Here is a 15056-nt window from a genome sequence, read left to right on the forward strand (position 1 = left end):
GAGCGGCATTCGCACGCCTAGGTTGTGCCCATGCATGTGCTCTACGTGTGCAGCGGGAACGTTTGCCGATCTGTCATAGCCGAGCGCCTCACGCTCGCGGTCGCCGCTGAACACGGACTGCAGGAGCTATCGGCGGAAAGCGCCGGCGTGCGGGCCCTCGTGGGATTCCCGGTGGAACCGCTTGCCGCGCAAACAATTACCGGCCTGGGCGGCGATCCGAACGGCTTCAAGGCGCGCCGGCTGAAAGCCGATATGGTGCACCGCGCCGACCTGGTGCTCACCATGACCGAGAAGATCCGCGACCAGGTGCGCGAACTCGTGCCCGAGGCGCTGCCGCGGACATTCACACTGCTGGAGGCGTATCGGATCGCGAAGGTCAGCGGCGCCCGCTCGGTGGTCGGACTGCACGCCGCGCGCGACGATCTCGCCTACGTCGGCCGCGAGAACATCTCCGATCCGGTCGGCCTGTCCGCCCAAGCCTATTGCGAGGTCGGCGATGCCATCGCCGACGCCGTGGTGCCGCTCCTGCTGGCCATGCACGCGCACGAGCATCCGCAGGCCACCATCCACCCCCGCACCGCCGCCGATGATGCCGGTGCCGCCCGCCCCACCCTGCTGGTCCTCGCCGGCGGCCGTTCCGAGTCCAAATCGGGCGCAGAATCCAAGCCGAGCCCCGAATCCACCAAATCGGGACCGGAATCCGCCGAACAGGGCGCGAAATCCCCCCGACCTGCACCGGAACCCTTCCACCCGGAAGCGAAATCAGCCAAGCGCAGAGAGATCTCGACAGGGTAAGCTCACGCTGGTATTGACACTCAAGAGTCCGCGACCAATACGGGTGTAGGTCGAGCCGGCATCCAGCGTGTCAATGCACCTGTCTGCCCAGTTGGTCCGATAAAGGATTACACTCCCCGCGGAACACCACCGCCGGTGGTTCGACACAGGAACAGGACTCAGACATGCCGAAGCGAATTTCGGATGTTTCACTCCATGTTTACGTGACACCGCAGATCCTCGACCGCGTCACCGAGACGGTATGCCGCGTAGTCGACGAACACGTGGCCGATCGCGATATCTTCGCCTGGCGCTTCACCCTCCCCGTCGAATGCGACGATCCGACCCACACCGTGCTCGAAACACAGTGGCGCCTGGATCATCCCGCGGCCGATCCGGGCGAACGCCGCACCTATGAAATCGCCCTCAGCCTGGTGGGCGAAGCCCGCCAACTCACCAAAGCCGGTATCGCGAAACTCGAACAGCGCCTCGTACTGGAGCTCTCCGCCGACGAGCCCATCCCCTACATCGTGCACGCTCTGCAGCGCGAGAACTTCGACCTCGAAGAGAACCGCGAACTGATCTGAGCGGCAGTGCTGTAGCGGATCGGCCCGGAAACACATCGGGCCGCACCCCGAGGGGTACGGCCCGGACGATGGTCCTCGGCTCAGCGACGCGCCGGGAAGTGCCGGATCACGCCTTCCTGCACCGTCGTCGCCAGCAGATCCCCGCCGCGCGAGTAGAAGTGCCCGCGCGCCAGCCCGCGCGATCCCGAGGCCACCGGCGACTCGGTCGCGTACAGCGCCCAGTCGTCGAACCGGAACGGCCGGTGGAACCAGATGGAGTGGTTCACCGTCGCCGCGATGATGCGGTCCAGCCCCCAGGACAGCCCGTGCGTGGTGATGATCGAATCCAGCACCGTGGTGTCCGACGAATACGCCAGCGCCGCAACATGAATCAGCGGATCATCGGGCAACGCGCCGTCGGTGCGCATCCACACCCGATTGTGGTTGAGCGTCTCGCCCGTCCCCTTGAGGATCCACGCCGGATCGTTCGTGTACCGCATATCGATCGGATGCGGTGCGTTCACGAACATCTCGAGCTTGTCCTCGAGCCCGACGAACGACTCCTCCACGCGCGGCAGCCCTTCCGGATCCGGCACCTGCGGCTGCGGAGCGCTGTGCTCGAGCCCCTTGCCGTAATCCTGGAAGGCCGCCAGCATGACGAACAGCTCCTGCCCGTCCTGGTAGGCGGTGACGGTCCGGTTGGCGAAGGCCCGCCCGTCCCGATGCCGATCCACGTGGTACTCGATCGGCTGCTTGGGGTCGCCGCCGCGCACGAAATGCGCGTTGACGGCGTGCACCGGGCGTTCCGGTCCGACGGTCCGCCCGGCGGCGATGATCGCCTGGGAGACCAGCTGACCGCCGAAGGTTCTGCTCCACACCTTCTCCGGATGCTGTCCGAGGAAGATGTCGGGCCCGTTCTCCTCCAGATCCAGGATGCTCAGCAGCACCCGCAGATCATCGGATAGGCCCGGCCCTTCGGGGTCGGCGACGGTCTCGCCCAGCGATGCACTCACCTAGTGGTCCTCCTCGCCGATACGGTGCACGTGGATCAGGTTGGTGGAGCCGACGGTACCCGGCGGGGAGCCCGCCACGATAACGACCAGATCGCCCTTCTTGTACCGCCCGATGGACAGCAGCGAATTGTCGACCTGATGGATCATCTCGTCCGTGGATGCCACCGGAGGAACGATGAACGTCTCGGTGCCCCACGTCAAGGCCAACTGCGAACGAATCGCCGGATTGGGAGTGAAGGCCAGCAGCGGCAGCGGGGTGTGCAGGCGGGCCAGGCGGCGCACCGTGTCACCCGACTGCGTAAAGGCGACAAGCGCTTTGGCGTTCAGCCGCTCGCCGATGTCGCGGGCGGCGTAGGAGATGACGCCGCGCTTGGTCCGCGGCACGTGGGTCAGCGGCGGCACGCGGGTGGAGGACTCCGACTCCACCGCGTGCACGATGCGGGCCATGGTGCGCACGGCCTCGATCGGGTAGTCGCCGACGGAGGTCTCACCGGAGAGCATGACCGCGTCCGCGCCGTCGAGCACGGCGTTGGCCACGTCGGAGGCCTCGGCGCGGGTCGGGCGGGAGTTGGTGATCATGGATTCCAGCATCTGGGTGGCCACGATGACCGGCTTGGCGTTCTCGCGCGCCATCTGGATGGCCCGCTTCTGCACCAGCGGCACCTGCTCCAGGGGCAGCTCCACGCCGAGGTCGCCGCGCGCCACCATGATGGCGTCGAAGGCCAGCACGATGGCCTCCAGATTGTCGATGGCCTCCGGCTTCTCCAGCTTGCCGACCACCGGCACCCGGCGCCCGACGCGATCCATGATGTCGTGCACCAGTTCCACATCCGAGGGCGAGCGCACGAAGGACAGCGCGATGAAGTCCACGCCGAGCTTCAGGGCGAACTCGAGATCCTCGATGTCCTTCTCGGACAAGGCCGGAACCGAGACGTCCATACCGGGCAGCGAGACGCCCTTGTTGTTGGAGACGGGGCCGCCCTCGGTCACCTTGCAGATCACGTCGTTGCCGTCGACGCTCTCGACGATCAGGCCGACCTTGCCGTCGTCGACGAGCAGCCGGTCACCGGCCTTGGCGTCCTTGGCGAGTTCCTTGTAGGTGGTCGAGACGCGGTCGTGCGTGCCCTCCACATCGTCGACGGTGATCCGGATTTCCTCACCGGTCGCCCATACCGTCTTGCCCTCTTTGAATCGTCCGAGGCGGATCTTCGGTCCCTGCAGGTCGGCGAGAATGCCGACGGCGCGGCCAGAATTGTCACTGGCCTGACGCACCTTCTTGTAGTTCTCGGCGTGGTCGGAGTGCTCGCCATGGCTGAAATTCAGCCGCGCCACATCCATACCGCTCTCGACGAGTTCACGAATACGGTCCTCGGAGGACACTGCCGGCCCGAGGGTGCACACAATCTTCGTTCGTCGCATCACATGCTCAACCCTAGACCTGCCGGATTCGTCCCGCTGACCGGGCACGGTCTGTTTGCAAGATATATGTTTCGTCGTCAGCTAATCCCTGGTCAACGCGCTACGTGCCGGGCGAGCCTGGTCTCCAATCGAGTCTGCCCGAAGCTCAAGATCAGGCAAATTACCCAGTAGTAGATAGCCGCGACACCGTAGAGGGTGAAGAACTCGAAGGTCGGCGCGGCCGCATTCTGGGCGGTACGCAACAACTCGGTCACCAGGATGGTGGAGGCCAGCGAGGTGTCCTTCACCAAGGAGATCAGAGTGTTCGACAACGGCGGCACGGCAATGCGGGAAGCCTGCGGCAGGATGATCATTCGCATGGTCTGCGAATAGGTCATGCCGACCGCATAGGAGGCCTCCCACTGGCCGTGCGCCACCGAAAGGATCGAGGCGCGAACGACTTCCGCGGCATACCCGCCGACATTGAGGCTGAAGGCGATGATGGCGGCCGGGAAGGGATCGAAGGAGATCCCCAGCTGCGGCAGGCCGTAGAAGATGATGAACAGCTGCACCAGCAGCGGCGTACCGCGAATGATCGAGATGTAGAAGCGGGCCGCCGCGGACAGCGGCCACATCTTCGACATGCGGGCCAGCGCCACGAACAGCGCTATGGCCAGGCCGATCACGAAGCTGATCGCGGTCAGCGGCAGCGTCTTGGTGACGGTGGCCTCCAACATGGGCCACAGGTTCTGCCGGATGAGAGCCCAGGTAGAGGCATCCATTGTCAGATGTCGCGCCCGGCTTACTTGCTGACGTCGGTGCCGAAGTACTTCTCGGAGATCTTCGCCAGGGTGCCGTCGGCGCGCAGTTCGGCCAGGGCGGTGTCGACCTGGTTGATCAGGTCCTGATCGTCCTTGCGGGCGGCGAAGGCCTGCTGGCTGGTCTCACCGGTCTTGCCGGCGACCTTGACCGAGGAGTCGTTCTTGGTCTTGGTGTACTCCGCGAAGGCCAGGCTGTCGTTGACGGTGGCCTCGACGCGGCCCTGCTTCAGCAGGGTGATGGCCTCCACGAAACCGGGCACGCCCTCGACATTGCAGCCCGCGGAGCCGGCGACCTTGGACCAGTTGCTGGTGGTCGACTGGGCGCAGGTCTTGCCGCTCAGGTCGGCGAGGTCGTTGATGCCGTTGGTGTCGGCCTTGGTGATGATGACGCCTTCGGAGACCGTGTACGGCTGCGACAGCGAGTACTTCTGCGAGCGTTCCGGATTCACCGTCACCTGATTGGCGACCAGATCGAAGCGCTTGGCCTCCAGGCCCGCGAAGATGGCGTCCCAGGGGGTCTGCACGAACTCGACCTTCTTGCCGAGCTTCTCGCCGATCGCCTTGATGACGTCGACGTCGTAGCCGGTGAGCGAGCCGTTCTGCTCGTAGGAGAACGGGGAGTAGGTGCCCTCGGTGCCCACCTTCAGCACATTGGGGTCGTCATTGCCATTGCCGCAGGCGGTGAGCCCGGCAGCGGCGACGACGGCGAGCACGGCGGCGAACAGCTTACGACGCACGGGCGGATACCTCTCCCTCGAGCACGGGCGCACACCCGCGCGACACACAAACAACCGACAAAGGGTACGCCGGAAACCGACCGGACCGCATAACAACGATCTTGTTGCCTGCAAACCTTGTGTGAATACCGTCGGTGATGATAGCGGCGGGCGGGCACCGCCCTGCCCGGTGGTGCCCGCCGGAGTGGGTGTGTCGGGTCAGTCCTTGAGCGGACGGCCCTGCGGGTCCGGCACCTTGCCGGTGAGGATGAGAATGCCGTCGATGAGGGCCCAGATGCCGAAGCCGCCACAGGTGATCAGCTGCAGCACGCCGATGGTGGTGTAGCCCAGGTAGAACCGGCCGATGCCGAGCGTGCCGATGAGCAGCTGCAGCAGACCGGCGGTCAGCTTGGACTTGTCCGAGTACGGGACGCCGTAGGGGTCCCGGCCCCACGGGGCCTCCGGATCCGCGCCGTAGGGCATGGGCTGACCGTAGGGCGCCGGCTGCGGCTGACCGTAGCCCGGCTGTGCGCCGTAGGGCTGCTGCCCGTATCCGGGCTGTGGCTGGCCGTACCCCGGCTGGGGCTGGCCGTACTGCGGGCCCGTCCCCGGGGCGCCGTACTGCGGCCCGGGCTCGGGCTGCTTACCGAATGGATCGGTCACTCGAATCCTCCTGATATCGCGGGCCCCCGGCCGAGGCAGCCGGAGCATCCCCCATCACTGTCGAACCCGCCGTGCAGGTTTCACCACCCGTGGGTCAGGAGTCATTCTTGCCGAGGTCGGCCGATTTCGTCGCCTCAGCTTTCGAGGTCTCCGTCTCCCCCGGTGCGGAACCTTCGGATTCTGAGGAGTTATCGCCGTCCGTCGCGGAATCGTTGCCATCGGGCGAGGATTCGGCCGGGGATTCGGACTCTTCGGTCGCCTTCTCCACGGCCACCGCCGCACCCGCCGCCCCGTAGGCGCGCAGCGCGGCGAGCTGCCACGGCCAGGGCCGCTCCACGCCCGCGCGGATCTGCTCGGCGGTCTCCCGGCCCTTGGTGGCGAGCAGGAAATACGCCACGGCACAGGCGAAGACGATGGCGGAGGTGAAGGAGTTGATGCGGATGCCCGCGATATGCGTGGCCTCGTCATCGCGCAGCAGCTCGACCCAGAACCGGCCGAAGCAGTAGATCGCGACATACAGCGCGAAGAGCCGCCCGTGCCCGATGCGGAACTTGCGGTCGAGGTAGAGCAGCGCCGCCACCCCGAGCAGGTTCCAGATCATCTCGTACAGGAAGGTCGGCTGCACGACCTTGATGACCACGCCGGAGGAGACGCCGTTCATCATGTCCGGCTTGATGCCGTCGAACCGCTCGTAGATCTCCAGGCCCCACGGCATGGTGGTCTCGCGGCCGTAGAGCTCCTGATTGAAGTAGTTGCCGAGCCGGCCGATGGCCTGCGCCGCCAGGATGCCCGGCGCGATGGCGTCGCCGAAGGCGGGCAGCGGCACCTTGTAGATGCGGCAGCCGATCCACGCGCCCACCGCGCCGAGCGCCACCGCGCCCCAAATGCCAAGGCCGCCTTGCCAGATCTTCCACCAGTCGCCCGGATTGCCGCCCGGCCCGAAGTACTTGTCCCAGTCGGTGGCCACGTGATAGAGCCGCCCGCCGATCAAGCCGAACGGCACCGCGAACATGGCCACATCGAGGACCATCCCGGCCTGTCCGCCGCGTTCCTTCCAGCGCTTCTCGCCCAGCCAGATGGCGAAGACGATGCCGAGGATGATGCACACCGCGTAGGCGCGCAGCGGGAACGGGCCGATATCCCATACGCCGCGGGGCGGACTGGGAATGTATGCCAGCACATTCACGGTCGGGACACTCTCGGCCATGGCTCGTATGGTCACGCGCCCCACCGTAGCGGAAATACGGCGCTGCCCCGGGCGCGACCTCGCCCGGGGCAGCAGCTGTTCAGCGCGTCGTCACTTCGCGTCGACGAGTTCCAGTTCCTGCTTGTGCTTCTTCTCGCTGATCATGGTGAGAATCAGCAGCAGCACCGCGGCGACGCCGCCGCCGATGAGAATGGTGAAACCGCCGTTCCAGCCGAAGTGATCGACGGTGAAGCCGACCACGGCGCTGGCCGCGACCGAACCGCCGAGGTACCCGAACAGACCGGTGAAGCCCGCGGCGGAACCGGCGGCCTTCTTCGACACCAGTTCCAGCGCGTGCAGGCCGATGAGCATGACCGGGCCGTAGATGAGGAAACCGATGACGATCATGCAGGCCATGCTGACGCCGGGCTTGTCGGCGGGAGCCATCCAGAAGATGGCGGTCGCGACGGTCACCAGGCCCATGAAGAACACGCCGGTGGCGCCGCGGTTGCCGCGGAACACCTTGTCCGACATCCACCCTGCGAGCAGCGTGCCCGGAATGCCGGCGTACTCGTAGAGGAAGTACGCCCACGAGGACTTGTCGAGGGTGAAGTGCTTGACCTCTTTGAGGTAGGTCGGCGACCAGTCCAGCACGCCGTAGCGCAGCAGGTACACGAAGACGTTGGCGAAGGCGATGTACCAGAGCAGCTTGTTCGGCAGGATGTACTTGTTGAAGATCTCCTTGGCCGTGAGCTCCTGCTCGTCCTTGGCGGAGTAGTCCGGCGGGTAGTCGTTCTTGTACTCCTCGATGGGCGGCAGGCCCACCGACTGCGGGGTGTCGCGCATGAGGATGTAGGCGATGACGGCGACCACGATGGCCAGGAAGGCCGGCATGTAGAACGCCGAGCGCCAGTCGTGGAACCAGGCCATACCGAGCAGGAAAAGCAGCGGGGGCAGGCCGCCGCCGACATTGTGGGCGGTGTTCCAGACCGAGACGATGCGGCCGCGTTCCTTCTGCGACCACCAGTGCACCATGGTGCGGCCCGACGGCGGCCAGCCCATGCCCTGGAACCAGCCGCAGATGAACAGCAGCACGAACATGACCAGCACGCTGGAGGTGGACCAGTCCACGAAGCCCATGAAGATCATGACCGAGGCGGACAGGATCAGGCCCAGCGGCAGGAAGACGCGCGGATTGGAGCGGTCGGAGATGAGGCCGCTGACGAACTTGGAGACGCCGTAGGCCAGCGAGATGGCCGAAAGCACCAGGCCCATCTGGCCTTTGGAGTAGTCGTAGCCGTGCTCGCCGTCGGTCAGGTACGGGATGGCGAGGGCGAAGTTCTTGCGGACCAGATAGTAGGCGGCGTAGCCGAAGAAGATGCCGATGAAGATCTGCCATCGGAGCCGCTTGTACAGGGGGTCGATCTCGTTCTCGGGCAGCCGCGCCTTGTGGGCAGCGGGCGCGAGGATGCTCAGCATTGAGGCCTCCGGGCAGATGATTCGTTTGCCCTGCGGATCGGTCACGAGGGCCGAAACTGAACGTTAGCTGAGAGCTGAATTCGAGAGCAAATCAGGTCACGCCGGGAGGCTTTTCAAGCGAATTTAGCGGCGTGAATCACTTATTCTCGTGAGCTAGCCGCCTTGTAGCTATTGCATTGGTAATGCCGAGGACGCCGAGCGAGGCCAGGATGAGGATCGGAATTTTGATCGGCTCGTCCCAGAGCGAGGGCGCGACGGCCCTGCCGAAGACGAAGATCGCGACGACCAGCAACCACCCCGAGATACGCATTCCCGGGGATACGGGCCGGACGCGCATCGAGTTCGATGCGCGTCCAGTCTTTTTCGAGCGAATTTACGAAGACACCGCAGCGGAGCGCACGCCCCGCGCCAGTTCCTCGGTCAGCGTCGCGACCGCGCCCAGACCCTCGGCGGCGGCGGTCACCAACGCCGAGCCGACAATGACACCGTCTGCGTAGGAAGCGATTTCGGCCGCCTGCGCGCCATTGCGCACACCCAGGCCGACGCCGATCGGAATATCGGAGTGGGCGCGAATGCGGGCGCACAGCGCGGGCGCCATGGACGACACCGCGTCACGCGCGCCGGTGACGCCCATGGTGGAGGACGCGTACACGAAGCCGCGGCTGGCCTCGAGGGTCTTCACCAGGCGCTCCTCGGTGGAGGACGGCGCGACCAGGAAGATGCGGTCCAGATTGTGCGTGGACGAGGCCACGAACCAGTCGTCGGCCTCCTCCGGGATCAGGTTCGGGGTGATGAGCCCGAGCCCGCCCGCGGCCGCCAGATCGCGGGAGAAGGTGTCGACGCCGTACTTCAGCACCGGGTTCCAGTAGGTCATGACGACGGCCTTGCCGCCGGCCTGGGAGATGGCCTCCACGACCTTGAACACATCGCGCACCCGGACGCCGCCGCGCAGCGCCTGTTCGGCGGCGTGCTGAATGGTGGGGCCGTCCATGACCGGATCGGAGTAGGCGACGCCGACTTCGATGACGTCACAACCGGATTCGACCATGGTGCGGCAGACGTCGATGGAGCCCTGCAGATCCGGGTAGCCGGCGGGCAGGTAGCCGATGAGCGCGGCGCGGTTCTCCTCGCGGCAGGCCGCGAACGTGTTCGCGAGACGCGACTGCTGGCTCACTGGTTCTCCTCCGGCTTGTCGAACAGCCCGAACCAGCGGGCGGCGGTGTCCATGTCCTTGTCGCCGCGACCGGACAGGTTCACCAGAATGATTGCGCCCTCGCCCAATTCCTTGCCGAGCTTGATGGCGCCCGCCACCGCGTGCGCGGACTCGATGGCCGGGATGATGCCCTCGGCGCGGCTCAGCAGCATGAGCGCGTCCATCGCCTCGGTATCGGTGACGGGGTAGTACTCGGCGCGGCCGGTGTCCTTCAGGTAGGCGTGCTCCGGGCCGACGCCCGGATAGTCCAGACCCGCGGAGATGGAATGGGATTCGATGGTCTGGCCGTCCTCGTCCTGCAACAGGTACGAGAACGCGCCCTGGAAGGCGCCCGGGGTGCCGCCGGTGAAAGTGGCGGCGTGACGGCCGGTTTCGACGCCGTCGCCCGCGGCCTCGTAGCCGATCAGGCGCACGCCTGGATCGTCGATGAAGGCGTGGAAGATGCCGATGGCATTGGAACCGCCACCCACACAGGCGGTTACGGCCGCGGGCAGCTGCCCGGTCAGCGCCTGCACCTGCTTGCGCGCCTCCAAGCCCACGATGCGCTGGAAGTCGCGCACCATGAGCGGGAACGGATGCGGGCCCGCGGCGGTGCCGAAGCAGTAGTAGGTGAGGTCGGCATTGGTGACCCAGTCGCGCAGCGCCTCGTTGATGGCGTCCTTGAGGGTCTGCGAACCCGTTGTCACACTGACGACCTCGGCGCCGAGCAGCCGCATGCGGGCCACGTTCAGCGCCTGCCGGGCGGTGTCGACGGCGCCCATGTAGATGATGCATTCCAGGCCGAGCAGCGCGCACGCGGTGGCCGTGGCGACGCCGTGCTGGCCCGCGCCGGTCTCCGCGATGACGCGGGTCTTGCCCATGCGCTTGGCCAGCAGGGCCTGGCCGAGCACATTGTTGATTTTGTGAGAACCGGTGTGGTTCAGGTCTTCCCGCTTCAGCAGGATGCGCGCGCCGCCCGCATGCTTCGCAAGATTCGCGCATTCGAACACCGGCGACGGGCGGCCGGTGTAGTCGCGCTGCAACCGGTCCAGCTCGTTGAGGAAGTTCGGGTCCAGCCGGCACTTCTCGTATTCGGCGGTGACCTCTTCGATCACGGCCATGAGCGCCTCGGGGACGTGCCGTCCGCCGTAGACGCCGAAGTGACCACCCAGGTCGGGCTCGTGCGCGCTCTTGTGCGCGACGCCGTCGCTGGCCTTCGGCAGGCCGAGGACGTCCTTAATGGGCCCAGTTTTCAGGTTCTCGGTCTGAGTCATCGCTTCTTTCACCGGCCCCGGCGGACCGGCTTCGGGCAGGACGGATGGGTTCCGGCGGTCACCAGCTCGGCCACCGCGGCGCGCGGGTCGCCGCTGGTCACCAGGCCCTCGCCGACGAGCACGGCGTCCGCGCCCGCACCGGCGTAGGCCAGCAGATCGGCGGTGCCGCGAATGCCGGACTCGGCCACCCGGATCACTTCGCTGGGCAGGCCGGGGGCGATGCGGGCGAACACATCCCGATCGACTTCGAGGGTCTTGAGATTGCGGGCGTTCACGCCGATCACGGTGGCGCCGGCCTCGAGGGCGCGGTCGGCCTCCTCCTCGGTGTGCACCTCGACCAGGGCGGTCATGCCGAGCGATTCGGTGCGGTCGATGAGCGCGGACAGCTGGTCCTGCTCCAGGGCCGCCACGATCAGCAGGATGACATCCGCGCCGTGGGCGCGGGCCTCGTGGATCTGGTACGGGCCGACAATGAAGTCCTTGCGCAGGATCGGGATGTCCACGACCTTGCGGACCGCGTCCAGGTCGGCCAGCGAACCCTTGAAGCGGCGCTCCTCGGTCAGCACGCTGATGATGCGTGCGCCGCCGTCCTCGTACGCGCGGGCCAGGACGGCCGGGTCCGGGATGTCGGCCAGGGAGCCCTTCGACGGGCTGGCGCGCTTCACCTCGGCGATGACGCCGATACCGTCCGAGTGCAACGCGGCCTTGGCGTCACGCGGGGATGGCGCCGCTGCGGCAGCCTTCTTCACGGCCTGGAAATCCAGGAGGGCTTCCCGAGCGGCCACATCCGCGCGGACCCCGTCGAGAATCGAGTCGAGTACCGTCATCTGGCTCGAATCCTTTCTGGGGAGACGGACTTGCTGCCTGAGAGTCCCCCCAGGCGCTGTCTCACCGATGCTGATAAAGAGTAAATGGCTATGTTCCCGCTCTTGACGGCGGGGTTGAAAGATGCACCCACTGCGGTCTCACCCCCTGTTCAGCGGGTTGCGCGGCCCGCTTCCCCGCTATCTGGATCATCGTGCGCGGCAGGGGCATTGGTTTCATCGTCGGTGGGATCCGCACCGGCATCGAGGGCATCCCAGAGCACGCGGCCCGACAGCGGCTCTCGTGGAGCCTCCTGTGACCCGGCTTCCGCGGCGCGTTTCACCGCGTGATGTTCGGCAACCTGCTCGGCCGCCTCGGACTTCCGAAAGACCGGATTGTCGTACTTTCCGGACATCTGGGCGGTCTCCGCGGGCATGCGCGTCAGCAACACGCCGGCAGTGAAGGCCGCAACCGCACCGAGCAACGTCAGCACGGCGGGGAGTGTCGAGGTGTCAACCTCCCCGGCATGCTCCCAGGTGCGCAATTCGGCCAGCCGCGCGGCTCGTTCACCCGCCTTACCGGCCCCCTGCACAAGGGCGTACGCAGGCACAGCGGCGACAGCGGCCAGCACCGCCACCACCACGCCGAGCATCCGTCGTAGCCAGCCACGAGTGGCGAAGACGGCCGCAATGGTGGCGAGCAGCGCCAGCGCCAGCGGCGTCAGCGCCCCGAACCACGTGCCGCCGTCCAGATCGACGGTGCGCGGCGACCCGAGCTCACTGGTGACCTCGAGACTCACCCACGTCATGCGCGACGACGCCCACAACAACCCGGCCGCGATCGCCAGCAGCACCACCGCGCCGATCGGCTTGCCCCGCGCCTTCGCCGCCTCCGACGCGGCTGGGCGCGCGGCAGCGGCTTCCGCCCGGTCGGCCTCCGCCGCGCCGGCTGCTGCCGCGGTATCGGCACTCGCGGGATCGGCTGCCGCGTCGGTCCGGCCGGGTCCCGAATCACTGTCGGCGGCAGACTTTTCCGAGACCGGTTCGATATCCGGGTCGCTCATTGGCCATTGCCGCCCGGGCGGTAGGCGCGCACCGTTTCGGCGGCGGCGATCGCTTTGAGCACCGCCATGGCCTTGTTGCGCGATTCGACGTCCTCGTAGTCGGGATCGGAGTCGGCGACCACTCCCGCGCCCGCTTGCACGTAGGCGGTGCCGTCCTTGAGGAGGGCGGTGCGGATGCAGATGGCGGTGTCGGCGTCGCCGGCGAAATCGAGGTAGCCGACCACGCCGCCGTAGATGCCGCGGCGGGTGGGTTCGAGTTCCTCGATCAGTTCCATGGCGCGGACCTTGGGGGCGCCGGAGAGGGTGCCCGCCGGGAAGCAGGCGTTCACCGCGTCGAGGGCGACCTTGCCGGGGGCCAAGCGGCCGGAGACGGTCGAGACCAGGTGCATGACGTGGGAGTAGCGCTCGATGTGGCGGTACTCGGTGACGCGCACGGTGCCGGGTTCGCAGACGCGGCCCAGATCGTTGCGGCCGAGGTCGACGAGCATGAGGTGCTCGGCGTTCTCCTTCTCGTCGGCGAGGAGGCCCTTCTCGAGCAGAAGGTCGTCCTCCTCGGTGGCGCCGCGCCAGCGGGTGCCCGCGATGGGGTGCGTGGTGGCCACGCCGTCCTTCACCGTGACCAGCGATTCCGGGCTGGAGCCGACGATGGAGAACGCGGTGCCGCCCGCGCCGTCCGGGATGTGCATCAGGTACATGTACGGGCTCGGGTTGGAGGCGCGCAGCATGCGGTAGAGGTCGATCGGGGTGCCGCCGTATTCCATTTCGAAGCGCTGCGAGAGCACCACCTGGAATGCCTCGCCCGCCTCGATCTCCTTGACCAGGCGGCGCACGCCCGCGCCGAATTCGTCGGAGGTGCGCTGGCGGCGGAAGTCGGGTTCGGGGCGGTCGAAGACCGAGACGGTGGATTCGGCGGGGGCGGCGAGGGCCTCGGTCATGCGGTCGAGGCGGGCCACGGCGTCGTCGTAGGCCTCGTCGACGCGCTCGTCGGTGCCGTTCCAGTTCACCGCATTGGCGATGAGGGTGATGGCGCCCTCGTGATGGTCGAAGGCGGCCAGGTCGGTGGCCAGCAGCAGCACCATCTCCGGCAGCTGGAGGTCGTCGGCGGCGATCGACGGCAGGCGCTCCATGCGGCGCACCGCGTCGTAGCCGAGGTAGCCGACCATGCCGCCGGTCAGCGGGGGCAGGCCGGGCAGGCGCTCGGTCTGCAGCAGTTGCAGGGTTTCCCGCAGCGCGGTCAGCGGATCGCCGCCGGAGGGGGCGTCGGCCGGGGTCTGGCCGAGCCAGGCCGCCGCACCGTCCACCACGCTCAGCGCGGAGGGGCTGCCGGCGCCGATGAACGACCATCGTGACCACGAGCGCCCGTTCTCGGCGGACTCCAGCAGGAAGGTTCCCGCCCGGTCCGCGCCGAGTTTGCGGTAGGCCGACAGCGGAGTCTCCGAGTCCGCCAACACCTTTCGAATCACCGGGACAACCCGGTGGTCGGCCGCGAGTTCCCGGAACTGGTCACGGGAGGTGGTGGTGTCGTTCGAGGCGCCGTGCATTCACCCATCATTCCAGGCCCGGCAACCGGGATCTAAATCGCTCCTCGCCCCAGCCGCGGACCGACCGGCCGCGAATACCCGATGCGGTCATCACTACACTCGCGGCAATCTGCTCCGGCAGAAAAGGAGAGGTCGCACGCGGTTCCCCCCTACGAGAGGAGTTCAACACAGATGTACCCCTCGCAACCGGTCGCACCGGAGGGCCCACGGCACGCAGCTCCGCAGGTCGGCCAGGGCTTGCCCGGTCAGCCGCCGCGGATGATGAACATGAACCAGCCGCAGAGCGGCAAGCACAGTGCCATCGCCTCGTTCGTCACCTATGTCAAGGCCCTGGAGGCGCTCGACCCGCGCAACTTCCCGGACGAGTACGCCGAGCACACCGACCGCATCAAGGAACTCAAGCCGTTCCTGCGCGCCCACGGGATCCTCGACGTCATGGAGATCAAGAACCCGGAGGTCGCCGCCCTCATCGGAGTCTGAGGGCGGGTTTTCCCCGAGGGGTTCGGGGGCGCTGCCCCCGGACCCCCGAATGAATTGGGAATGGGGGCTAAGCCCCCAAACCCCCT

Annotated in this window: 15 protein-coding genes; 3 read left to right on the forward strand and 12 right to left on the reverse strand. The window is 67.0% G+C overall.

Features of this window, described 5'->3' with window-relative positions; genetic code table 11:
• Window positions 1-30: 30 nt before the first annotated feature.
• Window positions 31-795: a low molecular weight phosphatase family protein gene (locus ACFVIV_RS35125; RefSeq protein ID WP_379203970.1), complete on the forward strand. Its 765-nt coding sequence runs from the start codon at window positions 31-33 to the stop codon at window positions 793-795.
• 203 nt (window positions 796-998) lie between these two features.
• Complete coding sequence (locus tag ACFVIV_RS35130) at window positions 999-1361, forward strand: hypothetical protein (RefSeq protein WP_379203972.1); 363 nt, start codon at window positions 999-1001, stop codon at window positions 1359-1361.
• 80 nt (window positions 1362-1441) lie between these two features.
• Here the strand turns inward: ACFVIV_RS35130 and ACFVIV_RS35135 are convergent, their stop codons facing one another.
• From ACFVIV_RS35135 to ACFVIV_RS35190, 12 genes are all read right to left on the reverse strand, one after another.
• Complete coding sequence (locus ACFVIV_RS35135) at window positions 1442-2353, reverse strand: acyl-CoA thioesterase (RefSeq protein ID WP_379203974.1); 912 nt, start codon at window positions 2351-2353, stop codon at window positions 1442-1444.
• A complete protein-coding gene (pyk, locus tag ACFVIV_RS35140) occupies window positions 2354-3775 on the reverse strand; it encodes a pyruvate kinase (protein ID WP_379203976.1) in 1422 nt (473 codons plus the stop codon).
• Between the two features lie 89 nt (window positions 3776-3864).
• Window positions 3865-4533, reverse strand: coding sequence for an amino acid ABC transporter permease (locus ACFVIV_RS35145; protein WP_379203978.1), 669 nt, complete (start codon window positions 4531-4533; stop codon window positions 3865-3867).
• A 20-nt stretch (window positions 4534-4553) separates the two neighbouring features.
• On the reverse strand, window positions 4554-5309 hold the full coding sequence (locus ACFVIV_RS35150; protein WP_379203980.1) for an amino acid ABC transporter substrate-binding protein: 756 nt from the start codon (window positions 5307-5309) through the stop codon (window positions 4554-4556).
• A 198-nt stretch (window positions 5310-5507) separates the two neighbouring features.
• Window positions 5508-5951 carry an NINE protein gene (locus ACFVIV_RS35155; protein WP_379203982.1) on the reverse strand — a complete coding sequence of 148 codons (444 nt, stop codon included), beginning with the start codon at window positions 5949-5951 and terminating at the stop codon, window positions 5508-5510.
• A 94-nt stretch (window positions 5952-6045) separates the two neighbouring features.
• Entirely contained in the window at window positions 6046-7158 is a 1113-nt protein-coding gene (lgt, locus tag ACFVIV_RS35160; protein WP_379203984.1) for a prolipoprotein diacylglyceryl transferase, read from the reverse strand.
• 90 nt (window positions 7159-7248) lie between these two features.
• Complete coding sequence (gene glpT / locus ACFVIV_RS35165; protein ID WP_379203985.1) at window positions 7249-8616, reverse strand: glycerol-3-phosphate transporter; 1368 nt, start codon at window positions 8614-8616, stop codon at window positions 7249-7251.
• A 373-nt stretch (window positions 8617-8989) separates the two neighbouring features.
• Window positions 8990-9790, reverse strand: a complete 801-nt coding sequence (gene trpA / locus ACFVIV_RS35170) for a tryptophan synthase subunit alpha (protein WP_379203986.1) — start codon at window positions 9788-9790, stop codon at window positions 8990-8992.
• Entirely contained in the window at window positions 9787-11082 is a 1296-nt protein-coding gene (trpB, locus tag ACFVIV_RS35175) for a tryptophan synthase subunit beta (protein ID WP_379203987.1), read from the reverse strand. Before trpB ends, trpA begins: the two co-directional genes overlap by 4 nt.
• An 8-nt stretch (window positions 11083-11090) precedes the next feature.
• The gene (gene trpC / locus ACFVIV_RS35180; RefSeq protein WP_379203988.1) at window positions 11091-11909 is read right to left on the reverse strand and encodes an indole-3-glycerol phosphate synthase TrpC; all 819 of its coding nucleotides are present in this window, start codon (window positions 11907-11909) and stop codon (window positions 11091-11093) included.
• A 149-nt stretch (window positions 11910-12058) separates the two neighbouring features.
• Window positions 12059-12949: a TIGR02234 family membrane protein gene (locus ACFVIV_RS35185; protein WP_379203990.1), complete on the reverse strand. Its 891-nt coding sequence runs from the start codon at window positions 12947-12949 to the stop codon at window positions 12059-12061.
• Window positions 12946-14490 (reverse strand): anthranilate synthase component I, encoded by a 1545-nt coding sequence (locus ACFVIV_RS35190; protein WP_379203992.1) that lies wholly within the window; start codon window positions 14488-14490, stop codon window positions 12946-12948. Before ACFVIV_RS35190 ends, ACFVIV_RS35185 begins: the two co-directional genes overlap by 4 nt.
• Before the next feature lie 267 nt (window positions 14491-14757).
• Here ACFVIV_RS35190 and ACFVIV_RS35195 point away from each other — a divergent pair, with 267 nt between their 5' ends.
• Entirely contained in the window at window positions 14758-14970 is a 213-nt protein-coding gene (locus tag ACFVIV_RS35195; RefSeq protein WP_379203994.1) for a hypothetical protein, read from the forward strand.
• Window positions 14971-15056 lie beyond the last annotated feature (86 nt).

Origin of the sequence: Nocardia sp. NPDC127526 (assembly GCF_042672265.1) — a bacterium.
Taxonomy (GTDB): Bacteria; Actinomycetota; Actinomycetes; order Mycobacteriales; family Mycobacteriaceae; genus Nocardia.